The 20,853-nt window shown below is 69.3% G+C and carries 13 protein-coding genes and 1 pseudogene; 7 read left to right on the forward strand and 7 right to left on the reverse strand.

Going from position 1 to position 20,853, the window contains the following annotated elements; translation table 11 throughout:
• Positions 1-336 precede the first annotated feature (336 nt).
• The 3 genes from DEJ51_RS30420 (at position 337) to DEJ51_RS30435 (ending at position 3,477) form a co-directional block, all read left to right on the forward strand.
• Positions 337-846: a hypothetical protein gene (locus tag DEJ51_RS30420; protein WP_150260800.1), complete on the forward strand. Its 510-nt coding sequence runs from the start codon at positions 337-339 to the stop codon at positions 844-846.
• Between the two features lie 87 nt (positions 847-933).
• Complete coding sequence (locus DEJ51_RS30425; RefSeq protein WP_150260802.1) at positions 934-2,457, forward strand: flotillin family protein; 1,524 nt, start codon at positions 934-936, stop codon at positions 2,455-2,457.
• 612 nt (positions 2,458-3,069) lie between these two features.
• Positions 3,070-3,477: a hypothetical protein gene (locus DEJ51_RS30435; RefSeq protein ID WP_150260806.1), complete on the forward strand. Its 408-nt coding sequence runs from the start codon at positions 3,070-3,072 to the stop codon at positions 3,475-3,477.
• A 598-nt stretch (positions 3,478-4,075) separates the two neighbouring features.
• Here DEJ51_RS30435 and DEJ51_RS30440 read toward each other — a convergent pair.
• The 4 genes from DEJ51_RS30440 to DEJ51_RS30455 form a co-directional block, all read right to left on the reverse strand.
• Positions 4,076-4,363: a DUF4277 domain-containing protein gene (locus tag DEJ51_RS30440; RefSeq protein WP_190620755.1), complete on the reverse strand. Its 288-nt coding sequence runs from the start codon at positions 4,361-4,363 to the stop codon at positions 4,076-4,078.
• Between the two features lie 179 nt (positions 4,364-4,542).
• On the reverse strand, positions 4,543-5,130 hold the full coding sequence (locus DEJ51_RS30445; protein ID WP_150260810.1) for a hypothetical protein: 588 nt from the start codon (positions 5,128-5,130) through the stop codon (positions 4,543-4,545).
• A 2-nt stretch (positions 5,131-5,132) separates the two neighbouring features.
• A complete protein-coding gene (locus tag DEJ51_RS30450) occupies positions 5,133-7,373 on the reverse strand; it encodes a DUF6571 family protein (RefSeq protein WP_150260812.1) in 2,241 nt (746 codons plus the stop codon).
• Positions 7,374-7,385: 12 nt separating this feature from the next.
• The gene (locus DEJ51_RS30455) at positions 7,386-7,847 is read right to left on the reverse strand and encodes a hypothetical protein (protein WP_150260814.1); all 462 of its coding nucleotides are present in this window, start codon (positions 7,845-7,847) and stop codon (positions 7,386-7,388) included.
• A 614-nt stretch (positions 7,848-8,461) separates the two neighbouring features.
• On the opposite strand from DEJ51_RS30455, the pseudogene DEJ51_RS30460 reads away from it, so the two are divergent.
• The 3 genes and pseudogenes from DEJ51_RS30460 to DEJ51_RS30475 all read left to right on the forward strand — a co-directional run.
• A pseudogene (locus DEJ51_RS30460) lies at positions 8,462-8,989 on the forward strand (PucR family transcriptional regulator); the annotation flags it as partial.
• Positions 8,990-9,875: 886 nt separating this feature from the next.
• Positions 9,876-10,193: a hypothetical protein gene (locus DEJ51_RS30465; RefSeq protein WP_150260816.1), complete on the forward strand. Its 318-nt coding sequence runs from the start codon at positions 9,876-9,878 to the stop codon at positions 10,191-10,193.
• Positions 10,194-10,715: 522 nt separating this feature from the next.
• Positions 10,716-11,033: a hypothetical protein gene (locus DEJ51_RS30475; RefSeq protein ID WP_150260820.1), complete on the forward strand. Its 318-nt coding sequence runs from the start codon at positions 10,716-10,718 to the stop codon at positions 11,031-11,033.
• 400 nt (positions 11,034-11,433) lie between these two features.
• Here DEJ51_RS30475 and nhaA read toward each other — a convergent pair whose 3' ends face one another.
• Positions 11,434-12,738 (reverse strand): Na+/H+ antiporter NhaA, encoded by a 1,305-nt coding sequence (gene nhaA / locus DEJ51_RS30480; RefSeq protein ID WP_150260822.1) that lies wholly within the window; start codon positions 12,736-12,738, stop codon positions 11,434-11,436.
• Between the two features lie 249 nt (positions 12,739-12,987).
• On the reverse strand, positions 12,988-14,529 hold the full coding sequence (locus tag DEJ51_RS30485) for an alanine/glycine:cation symporter family protein (protein WP_150260824.1): 1,542 nt from the start codon (positions 14,527-14,529) through the stop codon (positions 12,988-12,990).
• A gap of 396 nt (positions 14,530-14,925) precedes the next feature.
• Here DEJ51_RS30485 and DEJ51_RS30490 point away from each other — a divergent pair, with 396 nt between their 5' ends.
• Complete coding sequence (locus DEJ51_RS30490; RefSeq protein ID WP_150260826.1) at positions 14,926-15,807, forward strand: potassium channel family protein; 882 nt, start codon at positions 14,926-14,928, stop codon at positions 15,805-15,807.
• Between the two features lie 16 nt (positions 15,808-15,823).
• Here DEJ51_RS30490 and DEJ51_RS30495 read toward each other — a convergent pair whose 3' ends face one another.
• The gene (locus DEJ51_RS30495) at positions 15,824-20,761 is read right to left on the reverse strand and encodes a DNA repair ATPase (protein WP_150260828.1); all 4,938 of its coding nucleotides are present in this window, start codon (positions 20,759-20,761) and stop codon (positions 15,824-15,826) included.
• Positions 20,762-20,853: the final 92 nt, after the last annotated feature.

Genomic DNA, 20,853 nt, shown 5'->3' on the forward strand with positions numbered 1-20,853 from the left:
CCATCATGGCGCCGCCGAAGGCGGGCGCGGCCAGGTGCGTGAAGCTGCGGCTGTGGACGGCGGTGGCGAAGTCGTCCTCGTACAGTCGCATGGCGATCCGAAGGCCAGGTCTGACCGCGCGCGGCGGCCTCCAGGTTGGTGGTGTCGGCGCTCGTGAGGGCCAGGAGCGCGCGGCGCAGCGGTCGACCGATGAGCGGGCCCCCCGCCCCTCGACGCCTCCACCACGTGCGTCAAAGAGGCGTAAAGATTGCCGACAGCAGGCAATGTGCGACCCCGTGACCTCCTGCCAATCTGGTGTTGTCCAGCGGGAAGCAGCAGTCAGACGGGGAGGTGCGCATGGTCTTGTTTCTGGGTCTCGGCATCGGGGGGCTCGTGCTGCTCGCTGCCTCGCTGGTGTTCGACGGGGTCCTCGAAGGGGTCTTCGATGGCGTCCTGGACGGACTGTTCGACGGGTGGCTGTCGCTGCCGGTGATTGCGGGCTTCGTCTCGATGCTCGGTTTCACGGGGGCGATCGTGCTCGGGTCCACGGGGCTTGGGCAGGGAGCGGCAGCCGCCGCGGGGGCCGCGGCCGGGGCAGGCGCTGGCTGGGCGACGTACCGCTTCAGCCGGGCCCTGCAACGGGACGGCGACGGCAGCGCCCCGCACCAGGCGGACCTCGTCGGTTCGGCGGGCCGGGTGGTCACCGCCATCCCGGCCGACGGCTACGGCGAGGTACTGCTGTCGCTCGGCGGCCAGCCGCTGAAGTACGCCGCTACCGCTGACGCCCCGATAGAGCGGGGGGCCGAGATCTGGGTGACGGCCACGCCGTCCACGACCTCGGTCAGCGTCTGCCCCGTCAAGCGCTGAGCAGCGCCACCAAAGCCTTTCACCTTCCGATGCTCTTTCCATCAGCCCTTGAGTCTGCCCCCTTCCGGGAGGCAGGGGGGAACCGCCATGAGTCCTGTTGTCACCGCGGTCGTGGGAGTCGTCGTACTCCTCGTCCTGCTCGCCCTCGTCGTCGTCACCCGCTACAAGGTCGCTGGCCCCAGCGAGGCGTTCATCATTACCGGGCGCCGCGGCAAGAGCTCCACCGATCCGGAGACCGGGCGGATATCGACCGACAACACCGGCCAGAAGGTCGTGGTCGGTGGCGGCGTGTTCGTCGTCCCGTTCGTCCAGCAGCGCTACACGCTGGACCTGTCCAGCCGGCACATCCCGATCGCCGTCCGGGGCGCGGTCACGCTGCGCGGTATCAAGGCGAACCTCGAAGGCGTGGCGATCGTCAAGGTCGGCGGCAACGAGGACGCCATCCGCGCCGCCGCCCAGCGTTTCCTCCAGCAGCAGGACGGCATCGTCGGCTTCACCCAGGAAGTTCTGTCCGGCGCGCTGCGGGCCATCGTCGGCCGGATGTCGGTCGAGGACATCATTCGCGACCGCGCCGCGTTCGCCGGGCAGGTCGCGGAGGAGGCCGAGGCCAGCCTTTCCGGGCAGGGCCTGGTCCTGGACGCCTTCCAGATCCAGGACATCACCACCGAGGGTTCCTATCTGGAGGACCTCGGCCGCCCCGAGGCCGCCCGCGCCAAGCAGGAGGCCGACATCGCCGAGGCCAACGCCCGCCAGGCCGCTGAACAGGCCCGGCTGAAGGCCGAGGAGGAGATCGCGGTCGCGCAGCGCACCCTGTACCTGCGGCAGGCCGAGATCAAGGCCGAGACCGACGCGGCGACCGCCCAGGCGAACGCCGCCGGCCCGCTGGCCGATGCCGACCGGCAGCAGCAGATCCTGGCCGAGCAGGAGAAGGTCGCCGAACGCCAGGCGGCGCTGACAGACCGCCAGCTCGATACTCAGGTCCGCAAGCCCGCCGACGCCCGCCGCTACCAGGCCGAGCAGGAGGCCGAAGCCTTGCGGGTTGCCCGAGTGAAGCAGGCCGAGGCCGAGCGCCTCGCCGCCATCGCCGCCGCCCAGGCGGAGGCCGAGCGGGCCCGTCTGACGGGTGAGGGCGAGAAGCAGCGCCGCTCAGCCCTTGCCGAGGCCGAGGCCATCGAGGGCGCCAAGCGCGGTGAGGCCGAACGCGCCCGCCGTGCGGCCATCGCCGACGCGGTACGCCTGGAGGGCGACGCGGAGGCGGCGGCGATCGCGGCCAAGGGCGCGGCCGAGGCCGAGGCGATGCAGAAGAAGGCCGACGCCTTCGAGAGCTACGGCGACGCCGCAATGATCCAGATGATGGTCGAGGCACTGCCCCAGGTCGTGGCCAAGGCGGCCGAACCGCTGTCCGCCATCGACAAGATGACCGTCATCTCCACCGACGGCGCGAGCAAGCTCTCCCGCACCGTCACCGACAACGTCGCCCAGGGCATGGAACTTCTCTCCTCCACCACCGGAGTCGACCTCGCCCAACTCCTGGGCGGTCTGACCGCTGCCAAGGCGCCCGCCATGCCCGAGTCGAACTCCGCCAACGGCAAGATCGAAATTGTCGGATAGCTCGCACAACGTTGGGGCCTGCCGGGGAGCAGACCCCAAAGACGCGAGGAGAGCCAGACGCGAAGCGAGGGGGATGCCAGGTGAACTACGATCGTGAGCCGGTTTTCAAACGAAGCAAGTGGGGCACTCAGAGGTACTACTACAACCCGCGCAACCCCATCGGCCTCACCCTGATCATCATCTCCCTCCTCTTCGCCGGGACGATGATGCTCCTCATGGCGAACCGGGCAGGCCCCTTCGCACCGGACCCGGCGCCGACATGGAGTCCGCCACGGCACGAATACTCGTGGCCACCACCGGCGAGCACCCCCACACCCTAGCCGGCCCCGTAGCCCACCAGCAGGCCCTAGCCTTGAGCGGCCAATCCTCCGGGCGTGACTGCGGGAGCCGTCGGGCGTACCTACACGATGGAGCATGTTCCACCAGCGAACCATGTCCCCCGTATCGCTCTGGCCCGTGAGGCGGCAGTCCGCTGCTTGCCGCCCGATTGAGGCGATGCGCTCTACATCGCAAAGACGCACACCCGGCCATGACTTCTGGGGACGTCAGTCCAGGGCGCGCATCAGGCTGTGATGGACTGATGATCATTATTTGAAAGTGGAAGGAGCAAGAATGACAGCCCATGAGACGACTTTGGAAGGGTCGGTTCTATCAGGAACCGCACCAGAGGGGGCTGAGAAGAGGGCCCGGGACGCGCGCCGCATTGAGGGCTGGTCGATCGTCTGGATGCTCCTTGCCATGCTGATCTGGGGATGCTTCATCTTCCTCATGGTCGCCGACTACGGCCCCGAGGTGTCCTCGTACAAGGGGACCCACGCTGTGTGCCAGGGGCCGCTCGGCGACCCGTCGCCTCAGGACAGAGTCTGCCGTAGCGACGAATTGCGGCAGTGGCCCGCACTGATGGGCATCCTCGCACTGGCGTCCCTGGCGACTGTCACTGCGGCGGCAACCATGGTGTACGCCAAGGTCCTCTCCCGCCTGGCTCACAACGACGGGGCCGGCGTGCGGCCACAGGGCTGAGGTTTATCCTGGTGTCCACCCGGCTGGGCGGGGCCCGATGACAATCTCGTGGGTCCGATTGCGGCGCCAGGAGGTGTGCCGCTCGCTGCGGGCTCTCTCCGAGCCGTACTGCCGTGTCACAGGTCCGTTGCTATCCCAGGTGAGCTCGAAGACGCCGGGTACGCGCCGCACGCCTTGATTGTGCGGCCGGGACGGGAGCGATGCACTCCACCCCGGCCTGAAGCAGGGCGGTGATGTTGGAGTAGGACACCAGTTTGGAGTCGGCGACCATCAAAAACGTGTTGGTGCCGGCCATCGCCCGCCGGTCGTTCATCGCTCCGACAACCTGGCGGACCTCGGCCGCGGCGCCGTCGAAGAACCGGGAGTGGACGGGGATACCGCCGTCGGCGAGACACTGCGAGTCCGGCCTGGACCTATTTCAGGTCCAGGCGCCGGTCCTTGGGGTGCCCGGTGCGGGCGATGAGTGGGTACTGCTCGTCCTGGTCCCCGGCGGGGAGGGTGCCGTGCACGGACATGCTGGTCATGTCCCAGTGCAGCCGGGAGACGTCGATCCCGAACTCGGTGATCGCCCGCTGGCCGACGGTGCCCGCGATGACCTTCAGGCTGGGGGGATCGCGTCCAGGGCGCGGGCCGGACGGTCGTCGTTGAGCACGTCCACTGTGATGCCGAAGACTCCCTCCACCGCCCAGGTCCTCGCCCAGTCCCTGACCCGCACCAGCCGTGCGCGCGAGGTCAGCCGGTTGGCCACCAGCACCTTGATGACCTGCCCGTGGGTCAGATGGGCGCTCGCGCCGCCCGGACACACCTCGTCGACGATCCCGGCCGCATTCAGCCGGTGCAGAAACTCGGCAGCGACAGGCAGGGCGCCCAGACGCTTCTCCACCACGGACGTCACCACAACTTCAAGGCCTTGACGCTGAAACCGTGGCCGCGGGGACCGGGAAGTCATCGACACATCCGGGCCAACGTCATACGACCGGTCCGGGACGCTCCCGGACCGGTCACACCATACGAATCAACGACCCGCGAAGTACGGCACTAGAACCGTGTCGACCAAGATCACTGTCAGGCGGCGCAGCCGTACTTCTTGGCGAGCTTGGTGGCGGCTTCCCGTACCACGGCCGCATTGTTGCGGATCTCGGGGGCGTCCCGGTCGACGAGGTTCTTCCTCTCCTCTTCTCCTTTTTCCGAGGGCGCCGTGAGTGTCACCGTGATGTTCGGTGCCGTCGAGCCCATGCGGGCGGCGCAGCCGGTGGGCAGGTTGGCCTCGGCCTTGTCGGGAAGCGCCCAGCCGGTGAAGCCGGGGCCGAGGGGGACGGAGTTCTTGGGCTTGTAGTGAGGGTCGTTCCGGTTGTCTTCGATGATCAGGGTGTAGACCCCTCGGGGGTAGTCGCTGTCCGCGTTGGCGCGCAGCACCTGGCACCCCTTGAACACCGCGTGATCGGTGCTCTTGCCCTTTCTCTCCCACTCCTCCGTGCTGACCTCGCCCCCCTTGCCGTCGTCGATCAGTTCCGCCGTCTGCCGGCTGAGCGTCCCATGACACAGCGTCTGTGGTAGTGGCGGGTTCTCGTCGTCGGGCCAGAAGCTCGCCGTCACGACGGCCACCCCGGCGGCGCCGAGCGCGATGGTCAGCGGCAGCCACTTCCTGTCCATGTCTACGGTTGTCCCATCTTCTTCTGGGCGTCCTCGATGCCCTGCTGGTACCAGTTCTCGGCAGTCGTCTGGAGACCGTCCTCGTACTCGCCCGGGCTCGCGTCCAGCTCCTCGTTCGTGAGGCCCTTCTCGGTCGCCATCTTCCGCATCATGGCGTTCATCTGGTTCTCGCCGTTCTCGAAGTGGTTGACCATGTTCCTACGAGTTTCCTCGTCGACCTTGGCGTTGAGCTCGTTCATGTACCCGGCCGTGCCGGCGTCGACCGTGCGCTGGAGCGCGTCGCCGACGATGGGGATGGCCGTCAGGGGTGTGCCGATGGCGTGGTAATTCATCCTCTGGTTCCAGGCGTTGGTGTCCTTCTCCGCCTGGCCGAGGTCGTAGATGACGTCGCCGCGCACGCCGTCGAGGTGGCCGAGAACCGACGCCGACTGCTTGACCCAGGCTCGCATCTCGGGATCCTCCTTGCGGTAGGAGTCCGGCGGGAAGCCGTTCAGTCCCTCGGCGATCACCACGCTCTGCGAGTGGTGCATGACACCGAACGCCTTGGGGTCCTCGGCGACGCCGCGCATGAGACGGGTGAGGTCGCCCCGCTCGATCGTGAGGTTGTTGAAGTCGGTCGGCCCGTCCATGTTCTTGCCGAGGATCTGGTGCACGTCCGAGGCGTAGTCCCCGATCATGTTGCCCATGCTCGTGCGCATGGCCAGGGGCACGGAGCTCTGGGTCCCGTAGGTCTGCTCGCCGGTGTACTCCTTGGCGATCCGCTCGAAGATCGCGGCCTGCGCGCCGTCGTGGTGGGCGGGGACGCCGTGCAGCGGACTGCCCGGCTCACGGCCGGTGGCCGCGGCCTCCAGGGCGGCGCCGAACTCGGTGCGGGCCGAGGTGCGCTGCGTCTCCTCGGGCATCTTGAACTCGACCTCGCCGCCCGGCCACTTGCGGTCCTCCAGGAAGTACTTGAGGTTGTCAGTGGTGTTCGGGTCGAAGTAGTGCGTGGAGGCGGACGGGTTGCGGCTCATGGCGTTCATCAGACCCTTCATCGGGTCCTCCTGCGTGCCCTGCCAGTTCTTCATGACGCCGTCGTAGGCGTCGTCGTTGTCCGTCTCCCACTCGCGGATGGTGTCGCCGACCTCGTGCAGGAACGCCTCGCTGTAGACCGGGTCGCCCTTGTCCTTGTCGTACGGGGACGCGCTCTTGTCGTTCGGGTCGTACGCCTTGTCGCCGGCGTCGGCGGCCATCAGGTCCGTGAGGTCCTTCAGTGTCGCGGCGCCGCCCCCGATGGCGCCGGGGTGGCGCGTGGGCAGGCCGTTGCCGTCGCGGGCCGTGGTGATGAGCTTGTCGGTCCAGGCCGAGGTGACACCGCCGGGGGAACCTATCGAGGAGTCGGGTCCGGTGGCGGTGGCAAGGGAGCCGGAGAGGGCCTTGTAGAGGCGGGCATCGGCGGCGGAGAGCTGGCCGTCGCGGCCGCCCGACTCCAGGCTGCCGGCGAGCAGCAGCACGGCCTCCTGCTGGTCGCGGCCCCGGTAGCTGAGGTTCGTCATCAGCTGCTCGGCGAAAGCCGGCGAGTCCTTGCCGCCCTCGGCCAGCTTGAGGAGCCGCTCGCGCTCCTTGTCGTCGAGGTGCTCCCAGCGGGCGTACAGCTTGGCTGCCTCGCGGCCGTTCTCGGCCTGCTGCTTCTCCTCCGCGCGCATCTTCTTCGCGTCGGCGACACCGCCCAGGTCGGTGCTGCCGAAGTCGTTGGGGTGGTTCTTGATCAGCGCGCGCAGACCCCAGGCACACAGCTCATCGGCCTCGTTCGCCCGCTGCAGGATCCCTTCGATCTTGCCGCGCAGCGCCTCGAACTGCGCCTCGGTCGCGACCGGCTCGGTGCTGTCCTTCGACCGGCGGTCGGGGTGGACACGATGGCTGAGCACGCCGTTCGGGTAGATGGTGATGCCCGGCGGCGGGTTCTCGTACGTGGCCCTGAGGTCGTCATGGGCGGTCTTGAACAGAGTGTGGGCGTCCTGGACGAGGTCCCGTACGGATTCGGCCTCGGTGACGGCATCACCGAACTCCTTGGCCGTCTTCGTGACGAACACCTTCGTCACGGAGGCGTTCTCACCCCGCCAAGTGGACTTGTCGGCCTTGGACTTCATGGCCGACGCATCGGTCTTGAGCTGAGCCAGCTTGGCGATCATCTCCGTCCACTGGGTGACCGCGGTGTCCATCGGACCGAGCTTGGCGTTCAGGAGCTGCTCGAACGTGGGCATGGCTGTGGCTCCTTACCGGAAGAACTTGTCGATCTGCGACGCGGACACGGAACCCTCGCGGCCCGGCGCGACGGGGCCGACGATGCGCAGCTGCGCTCCGATCCACTCGTCGTTGGCCTTGCTGGATTTCTTCGTGTAGTCGAGGTGGTTGGAGATGTGCGCGACCGCCTGGAGGAGGGTCTTCACCTGCGTCTCCCAGGTCTTGTTCACCTCCGAGAGCGCGGCACCGGTGTCGAAGCCGTCACCCTTCAGGCTGCTCCCGGCACTCTCGCTCGCCGCGCTCGCGTGCTTGCCTGCGGGCTCCAGGCCGTTGAAGAGCCCGTGAGCGGCATGGCCGATCGCGCCGAGATCGTCGTCCTCGACCACGTAGTCGGCCGAGCCCGGCTTCGGCGCCGAACCGCCCGAACTGCCGGCCTGGTTCAATCTCATCGTCACGGCCGCCTTGTCCGCGGCCCACTCTTCCTCGAACGACACCGTCAGCACCCCCGTGTTACTCGTCGTAAACCGGCCACGTGATCGATCATCTGTGTGGTCTCTTTTTGTGTGCGCACCGGCCCGCGCCGACCATCTCGCGAGCCTGTCAACGTCGTCGGCACGAACCACGCCCGGGTCCGGACCGGCCTGGGCCGGTCCGGACGCCGCACCCGGACCAGATCCGCCCAACGGATCAGCCGGCATCAGCGGTCGCACAGGCTCACATCTGTCTGCTGACCGCAGTCGGCCAGGCGCTGTACGTGCTGCCCGACCCCGGTAGCCGACTGCTCGCTGTTGCCGCCTGCGTGCTGGCGGTCGTGGCGGCGGCGTGGGCGGCTGCCCCCTACCGCTGACGGTGCAGCCCTCCTCGACACAGGGCATTCCTTGATCCTCTCCACCGCTTCGCGGGACCGCATTGCCGTCGACCGGCAGCCCTTACCCCCCATTCGCTGCCGGTGAAGGACCTCTCTGCTGCTTATGGCAACCTGATCGCGCGTCAACCGGTTCGCCGACACGACGAGAACGGGGGAGTGCATGACGGAGCGGGAAGCACCGCAAGGCAGCTGACGGGGTATGTCGAGTGCCTGCGCGATGCCTGTACCACCGGGCGCCGGATGACGCGCACCGAGCTGGAGGCACGCCGCGCCGAGGGGGAGCGGGCCGCGGAGCTCGGCCTCACACTGCGCGTGATGATCTGCGAGAACCTGGCCGTGTCCAGGAGGTCCTCACCCGGGTGCCGATCCAGCAGGCAGGCTCCCTGCTCGCGGTATCCGAACAGGCCATAGACGCCTTGGTGGAGGGTACGAGCGCGCCCAGCACCAGGCCGTGCGTCAGGAGGAGGCCGCTCGCCGCGAGTTCATCGACGACCTCCTGCACGGGCGTAGTGATCTCGGGAGGCTGGCCGAGCGTGCCGAGCGCTTCGGGCTGCGCCTCTCCCAGGCCCACGCGGTGGCCGTGGCGAGCGGACCTGAGCCGTACGGAGACGGCTATCCGGTGGCCGCGGGATCGAATCGGCGGTGCTGAGCCGGTTCACGGGCCGGCAGATCCTGCTCACCACCATGGACGGGCGGCTGATCTGTGTGGCCCCCGGCGACCAGCCGGATGTTCTGGCGTTCTTCGCCAAGCAGGCGTACGCCGCCACGAGCTCGAAGACGCCGGGTACGCGCCGCACGCCCTTGATGCGGAGGCCGGCGGGGAACGGGCCCGGCGCGCGACGAGCGTCGACGAAGGCGTGGCGGCCTGACGGAAGGCGCGGCGATGTTCGGGAGTGAGGAGGGCGAGGGTGAAGCGTGGCAGAGCCCTCGTGCGTGGGCACGGCGAAGTCCTCCAGGACGAACGAAGCCCCCGTCCGGGACTGTGCTGCGGTACCGCACATGATCGTGACCTCGATGCGTCGCGAGTGATGCTCGCCGGCCGGCAGGCAGGCAGGCAGGCGGGCGGGGAGGGTAGGAACGACGCGCAGCCTCGTACGGGTCGTGCCTGCGATCCGTAGGTCCGCCATCAGCGCGCCGCTCGCGGCCCGGCTCCCAGGTGCGCCGCCGGGCACGCGGTGGCTCTGTGATCCCCGGGGCTGCCTGACGGTGTTCCGCCTGCCCGGCGCACCCGGACAGGACCACGGCCGCGAGCACGGTCAAAGTGGCGGCGTACGAGGGAAGCAGAGTCGTCTCGAATGGAACCTCTCCAACGGACGGGGTAGAGCCCGTCGCGCCGGGCTCGCATTCCCAGCCCGCCAGGCCTGCGCAGCCGTGCGGGTGGTCAGCATGACGAAGGTGTTGCCACGGCGGCAACCGCAGACCTGGCACCACCACCCGGGCAGAGCTGACCATGACATCTGCCGACCCGTAGGACATTGCCTGGCCCCGGCAAACCTGGAATCCGAAGACCGACAGCACCGCCCCTGCAGCGACCGGCCGCGTCGTCGATAGAGTCACCAGGCCGCACCGCGATCCGGCGACCGCCGTACCAGCGCAGTCGGCCCGCAGCATGCGCAGCCTCGTACCGCTTGCACACCTTGTAGGAGCCAGACGCATGAGATGGCACTGGATCGGCCTCGCTGTGTTCACCCTCACCCTGCTGCCGACAGGCCTGGCCATGGCCGTTGACCGAGTGCCGGAGCGGCTGCGCGGCAGGCTGACGCCCGTGAGGCCGCACGGTTGGTTCCTCCTGATGATCTATGCCACCGCACCCGTCAACGCGGTTCCCCGCCTGGCCGGGGCGTCCCCCGACGTCACGCTCGCCTGCACGGCCGTCGGCGGGGCCTTCGCCGTCACCGGCTGCCTGTTTCTGGGCTTCGCCACCTACACCCGTGAGCGCCGCCAGGTCGCCGCCCATCGCGAGGAGCCCTGAAACCGTGTCCTCCTCATCCCGTCGGACGGGCGCCAGGCGGCGTGAAGCCGTCTCGCTCGTCGTCTGGTGGACCGTGCTCGCCCTTGCCGTCTGGCTGCTGGGCCGCGCCACGGGCCGCCCGGTCGGCCTCGTGCCAAGCGTCGCGTCCGCCGCCCTCCTGGCTGCCGTCGGTGAAACCGGTGACTTGGTTCGCCGACGCTGGACGGCACGGCGGCATCAGCGGGAAGAAACGTCACGTCTGCCCTGAGGCCATACCGAAGCCTGTGCCACAGTGACAGGACGAGGAGGTTCCCACGCCGCTCGCGGACAGCCGGAATGCGCAGGACGCATCGCCCCGACGGTGAAGCCCCGCGATGTCCCCTAACGCGGCACTGCCGGGACACCGGAGCGTCGGTGCTGCCGGGGGCGACGCCCCCTTATGCTTGGTTGACGGTGCTCCCGCACTGCGCGCACGGCCGGATCCCGGCATACAGCGTCGCGGTCGTCACCGCCTGGTGCGGGCATCGCACGTGAGAGGTACCCATGAACAGCAACCCGGTGTACTACGCCCTCGCTCTCGTGGCAGCGACCCTGCTTCTGTTTCCCGTCGCGGTCGCCCTGCTTGCCGGCTGGGCGCCGCCCGGCCTACGTGCGCGGGAGGTGAGGAAGCCGTATGCCCACGCGATTCTGTGCCTCTACCTCCAGGCCCCTCTGAACGCGCTGCCGCGGATGGCCGACTTGCCGCAGGGCGTGGTCACGGCCTGCGCGACTTTGGGAGTCGCCTGCGGCGGAGTGGCGGTCGCCTTCCTGGTGCGAGCCCTCAGCGCCGGTCGCCGAATCGCCACGGGTGGTGCGCGTTGAACCCGGCCTTCTGTACCCGAGTCCGCATGTGGCTCCGCAACAACGGCACCGAACTCCGCGTCGGCATGCTGCTTGCGTTTGTGGGCGCGCCACTCTCGCTGGGGGGAGCCTTCCTCTACACCCTGCCAGAGCCCGCTTTTCCCCTTCTCTACATCGGGTTGTCCTGCTTGTTCACGGGGTTGGCCATGGTGGGCGCGAATACCTCTGGTCGACGTCGCCGCTGACGAGCGGTGCGCTGTCGGCCCGATGGCCGCTAGCGCCTGGTCTTCTCCGATCGGCCCGCCCGGCTGCCAGCGGCGGCCGCGGCAATACGGATCGCCCGGCAGGCGGCCCGTGGCGGCCGTGAGCACGCGTGGCCTGCTGCCTCGGCGGTCGGGTTGGTGCTGGCGTCCCTCTTCGTTCAGCCGACTTCGGAGGCGGAGGGTTTCGTGTCGCGCTGGTAGATGTCGGGGATGCCGTCGGCGTCGGCGTCGAGGTTCTCTTCTTCGTACAGGCGTTTGTAGACGGTGTTGCGGCGGCGCAGCAGTACGGCGGCCAGGACGGCGGCGGTGACGGAGGCAATGAGGACGGCAGCCTTGACGTGCTCTCCCACCGCTGCGCCGGGGAAGGCGAGCTCACCGATGAGGAGTGCGACGGTGAAGCCGATCCCGGCGAGGACCGACAGCCCCAGGACGTCGGCCCAGGCGAGGTCTGGATTGAGCTCGGCTTTGGTGAAGCGGGCGGCGAGGTAGGTGCCGAGGAAGATGCCGAGGACCTTGCCGACGACGAGTCCGATGACGACGCCGAGCGGTTCGGGGGTGGTGAACACCTCTGCCAGGGCGGGTCCGGAGATGCTGACGCCCGCCGCGAAGAGGGCGAAGAGCGGCACCGCGACACCGGCGGAGAAGGGGTGCAGCAGGTGCGAGACGCGGGATGCGGGTGACACGTCCTCGCCCTTGTCGCGGGTGGTGCGCAGGATGAGGCCCATGGCGACGCCGGCGACGGTGGCGTGCACGCCACCGTTGTACATGAGGGCCCAGATCGCGATGCCGAGGGGCACGTACCACCACCAGCCGCGGACGCGGTAGCGCTGGAGGAGGTAGAAGGCGGCGAGGCCGGCGAAGGCTCCGCCGAGCGCCCAGAGGTTCAGGTCGCTGGTGAAGAAGATCGCGATGATGAGGATGGCGCCGAGGTCGTCGACGACGGCGAGGGTGAGGAGGAAGGCGCGCAGCGCGGCGGGCAGGTGCGTGGAGATGACGGCGAGCACGGCCAGCGCGAAGGCGATGTCGGTGGCCATGGGGACGGCCCAGCCGTCGAGGCTGCCGCCACCGGCCGAGGCTGTTGCGGCATAGAGCGCGGCGGGCACGGCCATGCCACAGATGGCGGCGATGACCGGGAGGGCGGCCGTGGCGGGGGTGCGCAGCTCGCCGACGACCAGTTCGCGTTTGAGTTCGATGCCGGCGACGAGGAAGAAGATCGCGAGGAGGCCGTCGGCGGTCCAGTGCCCCACGGAGAGGTCCAGGCCGAGTGCGGGTATGCCGAAGTGGAAGTCGCGTATCGCCTCGTAGGCGCCGCTGAACGGAGTGTTGGCCCATATCAACGCGATCACGGCGGCGGCGAGGAGAACCAGCCCGCCTACGGTTTCGGTCCGCAGGGCGGAGGCGATGGCCTGCCGCTCGGGCCACGGCATGAGGCCGAAAACGATACGTGGGCGCTGGTCGCTCATGAGGGTGGCCTTCCGGGGGCGTCGGCTGGAAATGGGCGCACGGCCCCTAGGACGCCGACCAGACTTCCCGGCACACCGCGCATCGCGGGCAGCCAGCTGCCCCTTGACGCGTTCTTTACACCCTATCCCGGGTCACCGGATCCCACCAGAGGGGTTCTCACCTGCTGAAACGCAGATGAGCGGGCTCGTACACACCAAGGCGCAAGGTGTGTACGAGCCCGCTCAGGAGCCGGGCCGCCGGGGGGACGGTCAGACGGTGGTCTTCACCGGCTCCTGGTCTTCGTCCTCGTCTGCTTCGGTGTCCAGGCCGGCGTCGCGGCGGCGGACGTAGTCGAGGAAGGAGTTCAGCTCGCGCTTGACGACGGGGGCCAGCAGGTACAGGCCGATGATGTTGATGACGGCGAGCATGAAGAGCACCGCGTCGGCCATGTCGATCAGGGTCTGCAGGGTCAGCAGGGAACCGGCGACCGCGAACAGGGTGTACATGACCTTGAACGTCAGCTCACTGGCCTTGCTGCGGCCGAAGAGGTGGGTCCAGGCCTTCATGCAGTAGTAGCCCCAGGTCAGCACCGTGGAGATGGCGAACAGCATCACCGCGATGGTGAGGATGTACGGGAACCAGGGCAGGACCGTGCCGAAGGCGTCGGAGGTGATCGTCACGCCGCCGATGGACTCGCCCTTGCGGGCCTCGCCCCAGCTGGCCGGGTTGGCGATGACGATCGTCAGTGCGGTCATGGTGCAGATGACGACGGTGTCGATGAAGGGCTCGAGCAGGGCGACCAGGCCCTCGCTGGCGGGGTGCTTGGTCTTGACCGCGGAGTGCGCGATCGGCGCGGAGCCGAGACCGGCCTCGTTGGAGAACGCGGCCCGCTTGAAGCCGACGATCAGCGCACCGAGGACACCACCGGCGACACCCTCGGGGTTGAAGGCGCCCTCGATGATCGAGGAGATCGCGGAGGGGAGGTCCGAGACGTTGACCGCGATGACGACGAGGCAGGCGACGATGTAGATGCCGGCCATCGCGGGGACGAGCTTGCTGGTGACGGAGGCGATGGAGCGGATGCCTCCGAGGAGCACGATGCCGACGATCGCGGCGATCAGGATGCCGAAGAACAGGGCGCCGGCCGAGGAGCCCATCATGCCGGACTCGCCGCCGGTGACGGAGACCAGCTGGGCGTAGGACTGGTTGACCTGGAAGAGGTTGCCGCCGAAGAGACCGAAGAACAGGATCATCGCGGAGGCGAGGACGGCGAGAATCTTGCCGAGGGTCTTGCCACGGGCGCCGAAGCGCTCGGTCAGGCCCTTGGGCAGGTAGTGCATCGGGCCGCCGGAGACGCTGCCGTCGGCGTGCACCTCGCGGTACTTGACGCCGAGGGTGACCTCGACGAACTTCGTCGCCATGCCCAGCAGGCCGCAGAGGATCATCCAGAAGGTGGCGCCCGGGCCACCGATGGAAACGGCCACCGCCACACCAGCGATGTTGCCGAGGCCGACGGTGCCAGAGACGGCCGCGGTCAGCGCCTGGAAGTGGTTGACCTCGCCGGCCGACCCCTTCTCGTCGTACTTGCCGCGCACCACGTTCACGGCGAGGCGGAACTTGCGTATCTGCACCAGCCCGAACCAGCCGGAGAAGACGAGACCGGCGACGACCAGCCAGGCGACGATCAGCGGAAGCTGTGTCCCGGCCACGGGGACCGAGTAGAAGACGATATCTCCGAGCCATTTGGCGATGGGCTCGAAGAAGCCGCTGACGGCGTCGTCGATGGAGCTGGTGACGGTGTCGAGTGACATCAGGTTTTACCTCGATGGCGCAGGACCGGCGCAGTGCGGTGCGTCGGTGACAAGTGCGGGCTTGGCGCGAACGCCGTTGTCCGATCGGCGACCCTGATCGTCTCGATCCGCGGACTCGGATCGAAGCTCTCCTGGTCGGGCAAAGCCGGTTGTGCGTGCTGGCGCTCCGTCATCCGGCGAGTGCACCGAAACGGAGTTGCGTATTCCTAGCACACTCTTTACGGAATCTTTAGTGATGCAAATCATGTTCCCGGGGGGAGGGGCCCTGAATGCCTGGGCCAGTGATGCGATCGTTATTCGGATCCGTGCTTCTCCTGAGCGGACGCCGGTGTGGGGTGAAGGCTTTCCGGAGGTCGGCGACGGGCTGAGGAGACAAGGACGGGGTATGGGGTCCGCATGAACTGGCTGGTCACCTTGGCGGGCGCGAGCCTCGTGCTGTTGGTCCTGCGGGACGTGTTCCACACCCTGTGGCACCCCACGCGCCACGGCGGTCTCAGCCGTCTGGTCATGACAACCCTGTGGAGGCTGGCCTCTTTCCTGCCCCTGCGCCGCCGGGCCTCAGGGCTGGCGGGCCCCCTCGCGATGGTGGTCGTGGTCGCGGTGTGGGCCCTCGCGGCGGTCCTGGGGTGGACCCTCATCTACTGGCCGTACATGCCGCAGGCATTCACCTATGCCCCCGGCCTGCACCCCGCCGACCACGCGGGGTTCGAGGACGCTCTGTACGTGTCCCTGGTCCACATTTCCACCCTCGGCCTCGGGGACATCGCACCGGCCGACGGGTGGCTTCGCATCCTCGCCCCCATGGAGGCCATCGTCGGTTTCGCCCTGCTCAGCGCCACGGTGGCATGGACCCTCGGCATCTACCCCGCGCTGGCCCGCCGCCGCGCCCTCGCGCTGCGCCTGTCCCACCTCGACCGCACGCATCCCACGACCGAGCAGATCGACGCCGACGCGGGCGCGGCCATCCTCGACGGACTGGCCGGAGCGGTGTCCGTGGTCTCCGTCGACTTCCAGCAGTACGCCGAGTCCTATTACTTCCACGACGGCGACGACCGGACCTCCCTCGCCCGTCAGATCACCTGCGCCGTGAACCTGGCAGACCGGGCCGCGGGCGCCCGTCACCCCGACGTCAGGCTGTCCGCCGCCGTGCTTCGGGCAGCACTCGACGACCTGGCCGCCATCCTCGACGAGCGCTTCCTGCATACCCACGGCTCGGCGCGCGAGGTTTTCGAGGCCTTCTCCCATGACCACGGCCGCCATACTGGCGCCGGAACCTGATGTGACCAGCCGGCCTTCACTCCCGTAGGTCGTGCCCGGGCCGGGCAGCGTGCCGCCCGCCAGGGAGGGCGAGCAGGTGGCGCGTGTCCGTCGCCCGGGTGATGGCGCCCTCCACGGCGGCGACCCGGTCGGCGAGCAGGCCGAGCGCGGCGACCGCCCGGATCAGCGGGTCGTCGTCCCGGCCCCCGAGGGCCTGGGCTCGGACGTAGGAGGCGGTGATCTCGGCCCAGCGCGTCGCCTGTGGCGCGGTGAGGGTGCCGCGCAGGGCGGCGAGCTTGAGGAGATTGGCCTCGGCTTCGGTGGTGAGGGTCTGGGCCTCTGCCGCGTAGTGGTCGTCGACGAGAGCGGTCAGTTCGGCGTCGTTCATGACCGGTGCGAGCCTTGCCGTGATCTTGTTCAGGTTGCGGTAGGAGCCCTGGAGGCGGAACGGTGGTTCGGTTCGGCTCGCGTCGCTCTGGGCTGCGGAGGCGATGTAGGCGGCGTTGACCGCCAGGACCGTTGTCCGCGCGGTGAGGAGGTGACGCAGTACGGCGAGGATCTGGTCCAGTTCGGCCGGGGGATAGGGGTGGGCGAGCCGGTCGCGGCGGGCGGCGGGGTCCCCGTCGGCGAGGCGGACGAGGAGCTCCAGGTCCGCGCGGTCGCGTCCGGCGAGCGGCGCCAGGAGCGGGTTGGACGTGAGTGCGTTCTCGACGAAGCTGAGCGCGAAGGCGCCATCCTTCCCCGTGAGGACGTCGCCCAGGTTCCAGACGTCGGCGCGATTGGCGAGCATGTCGGGGATGCGGAAGCGCTGCCCGGACTCGGTGTACGGGTTGCCGGCCATGCAGACGGCGAACCGCTTGCCGCGCAGGTCGCGGCCGCCGAGCGTACGGGTCGTGTCGCACAGCGGAATGAACTTCTGGAGCAGTTCGGGCGAGGTGTGCTGGATGTCGTCCAGGTAGAGCATCACGTTGTTGCCGGCCTCCAACGCGAAGGCGATCTTCTCCAGCTCGCGGCGGGCGGTGGCATCCGGAGCCGCTTCAGGGTCGAGAGAGTTCGTGCCGTGTCCGAGGGAGGGGCCGTCGATCTTGACCAGGAGCAGTCCGAGGCGTTCGGCGACGTACTCCACGAGGGTCGTCTTGCCGTATCCGGGCGGTGAGATGAGCATCAGCAGCCCGCTGCTGTCCGTGCGCTTGTCCTTCCCGGCCGCTCCGATCTGTTTGGCGAGGTTGTCGCCGATGAGAGGGAGGTACACCTCGTCGACCAGCCGGTTGCGCACGAAGGAGGACATGACACGCGGACGGTGGGCATCGATCCGGAGGCGCTCGTTCTCAGCCGTGGTGAGGACGCTGCGCCGCCGCTGGTAGGCGCGGAAGCCCGGGACGTCCTGCGCGGCGAAGTCGGCGTTGCGGGCCAGGAATTCGTCCAGGCGTAGGACAAGGGAACGTCCGCCGATCCGGGGGTGGGTGCCGAGCAGCCCGGATACGATCGCGGTGGTGGCGCCGGCGGCGTCGTAGCGGACCAGTCCGGGGCACAGCTCGGCGGCGACGGCCTCGGTGATGTCGGCGTCGTCGATGTCCTCGCCGCAGGCTGCGGCGTAGGGGATGAGCCAACCCTCGACGAGCTGGCCGCGGGCGGCGAGATCCGGGAGGACAGTGAGGTCCTCGTCATAGGGCGAGGCACCCACGCTGCGGCGGAACTTGTCGAGGAGAGTGCGGGCCGCGCAGGACATGATAAATCCGGCCGGCTCACAGGCCAGTTCCTCGAAGAGGTACTCGGCGGCGCGAGTCGGCGCGGCCGTGTCGGGAGCGAAAGCCACGATGGCTTGGGCGAGTTCGTCCTGGAGGGCGTCGAGCGCCGTGCTGTGCCCGAAGGTGTCGCGCGCCCGGGACAGGGAGACGGCACGGCGAGTGAGAAGTGCGCGCTCTTCGGAGGTCGTGCCGTGCTCCCAGAACAGGGTGGCGGCCGCCCTCTCCCGGGGCGGGTAGCGCAGCAGCCCGGCGCTCTCGTGCAGGTTCAGCAGCACGCGCAGAATGGCGATCGCGTCATGGTCGTGCACCCCTCTCTCATAGCCCTCGTCGTACGCGGACTCGGCGGCCTGCCGGACCAGGAGATCCAGGTCGGCGGCGGCGAGCGCGGCGCTCCCGTGCTCGGCCAGCAGCCTGGACGCCAGGTACTCCGCCCGGTAGACCGCGTCCGACTCCGACGGCAGCAGCCGGTCCCAGTACGGCCGGGTGGCGGCGAACTGCGGTTCGGTGACGGGGCGACGGAAGTCGGTACCGGTGAGTGCGAACGCCAGGCCGTCCCCGTGCGGTACGAGGGTCAGCTCGGCGGACTGCCGGGTCACCGCGAATCGGTGCCGACCCAGGCGAATCGTCTCCCCACCGTCCGCGAACAGCTCCGTGCGGTCACGCAGCGCGCGCCCCGCCTCTTGACGGGCGGCCGAGAGCAGGCCTGCCAGCTCCTCCGCGCGCACGGTGTCACCCAGTTCGCGCAGCTCGTCGGCCGTGTGGCGGATCTTGGCCACCATGGAGTCGGAGGCGAAGTAGGTGTGGATGCCGTCGGCGCTGTCCAGTGCCGCAGCCCGGCGGGCAATCGTCTCCAGCACGCGGCGCGCGGAGTCGGCGAGCTTCTCGGCACGCCGGGCGCGGGCGTCCTGGAGCGTTTGCCGACGCGTCGAGAAGGCGTCGTGGACCTCGGCCCGTTTCTCGACGATCTCGGTCAGGAACCCGTCGTGCTCGGCGTAGCGCGCCTCCAGGTTCTCCAACCGAAGCAGCAAGCGGGCGAGCTGGGACGCGCACTCCTCGGGCGTGCCGACCACCGCCAGGGCGGCGTTGACGGCCTGGCCGAGCAGGGCGAACTCCGCGGTGAACCCGGCGCGTCCCTCCCGGTCGAGCAGCTCCCGGCGCCGGGCCGCGATTGCGGCGAGGGCTCGGTTCACACCTGCGAGGACCTCGGCGATGCGCGTCAGGATGGCGGTACGGACGGTGGCGTCACCGGTGTCCAGATCCGCGACCACCTCGGCGAGCGCCTGAAGGCCGAACCTCCGCTTCTCCAGGCGTTCACGGAGGGGGGCGGTCTCAGCGACGGTGGGGATCGCCCCGGCGTCGACGGCGAGCTGTCCGGCCTCGGCCGCCTGCGCGTCGAAGGCGTCCTCGCGCGCGAGGAAGGCCACGGCGCGTTGCCCGGCGGCGGCGATGTCGGCCGTCACATCCCCGCTCAGGGTTTCGATGGCCGCGGTATCGGCGTACCGCATCGCGGCGAGCGTCAGCAGGTGTCCCTGAGCCCGGCGCAGTTCGGAGATGCGCTCGATCCACTCTTCGGCGGTGGCCGGGGACTCGCCGCGGACCCGGCGTACCAGCCGGGCGATGCTCTGGGCGGATTCGGCGAGGGCGTCGGCCGCCTGCCGGGTGAGGGCCGTGACGGTCGCGAACTCGTCGAGGACCTGCTCGGCGGTGGCCTGGACCGCCTCCAGCGAGCTGCGCAGGTCACCGGCCTCCGCGTCGCCCAGCCAGGGGTGCCGGTCGGCGGCCTTGACGCAGGCGGCGAGCAGCGCCTCGTACTGCGGGCCGCCAGGTGTGGAGCCGGTCTCGGTGGCCTGCCGTGCGACAGCCAGGCAGTCGGCGATGCCCCGGACCAGGTCGGCGTTGCCGATCCGGCCGAGCGAGCCGGTTCCGGCGGGGGAGGGGTGGGTGTCGGAGGTGAAGGGGGTCTGCCAGGTCTGCACCGGGTGCGTTCGGGCTGGCTCGTCCGTACCGGCCCGCAGGACGACGAGGGCTCCGTCGTCGAACAGGGCGTGACCGTAGCAGGAGATCGGCGCGGCGACCTCCTTGCGGATCACGTTGTACGGGAGCAGCAGGGTGCGTCCTTCGGCGCGGGCGTGGAAGGCGAACAGCACGTCTTCGCCGTTGGGGGCGCGGACGGTCCGCTCGAACTCCAGGCCGGTCGGGTCCGCGACCGCGGGGTCGAAGGTCCGGACGGTGCCGGAGCCGAGGCAGTAGCCACCGGGAAAGACGATGCCTTCGTCGTCCGGTAGCCGGCGGCAGGACTGGCCGATGCCGTCGAGCCTGACCACCCTGCCCGTCACGGAGTTGAAAACGAGGTGGCGCCGCGCTTCCTCCTTGTACGGGCGGATCCGGAGCAGGACCAGCGGGCCCACGGTGGCGAATGCGATCTCGGCGTCGGCCAGTGACTGGAGCGGCTCGTGGACGGGCTCGTGGTGGACGCCCTCATCCGACTCGGTGTCGTCCTCGGTCTTCACCGTGAGCGCGCCGCCGACCGTCGAGACGAAAAGGCGGCCGTCGATGGAGACGTGCGGGTGCCGGCCCTGGACGTGGTCCTCCCGGGTGGTCTCCCGCCATTGCACGTCGTGCGCCGGCGCGAGGACGTGGTCGCGCTCGCCACGAGCGTCCAGGAACCGGGCCCGGCCGTCCGGGGTGAGGGACCAGCGCAGGACGCGGATGTCCTCGGCCTGCTCCCCGGTCCGGAACACGGCCAGCAGCTTGCCGTCCACCCGGCGCAGCTGGAGCAGCTTCGCATCCCGGAAGTAGCGGTGGAGCGCGGTGAACTCTCTGACGAATTCCGGGTCGTCGAGCAGGCCGGGGGCCGCATCGGTAGGGAGCGGGTTGAAATCGCGGTCGTAGAGGGCCAGTACGTCGGACACGGTCCGGTCCGGACCGGTGGAGGGGGCATCGTTGCAGCCGAAGAGCAGGAGGTCTCCGACCGTGACGATGTCGCGGGCCGTCCGGTTCTCCTCGGTGCGCAAGCGGGCGGAGCCCGAGAGCGTGAGCCCGGTCGATCCGAACTCCTCGATTCTGGCCTTGTTCAGCGTCTCGGTGCGGCGGGTGAGCTCCGTGGCCTGGGCCGTGAGCCGGTCGCGCAGCACCTCGTACGTTCCGGCGTCCATTGCGGCGTTCACCCCCGCGTTCGCCCCGGACGCCGTCTCCGGCTCCGTGGCCGTACTCGTAGCCATGGTCATCTGGTTCAGCTCCCGTCGTTCAAGGTGATGACGCGGTCGCGGAGCCGCCGCCCCCTCCGCGGCGGCTCTGCGACCTCTGACCGCACCCCCGT

The sequence above is a fragment of the Streptomyces venezuelae genome, from assembly GCF_008642275.1.
GTDB lineage: Bacteria > Actinomycetota > Actinomycetes > Streptomycetales > Streptomycetaceae > Streptomyces > Streptomyces venezuelae_E.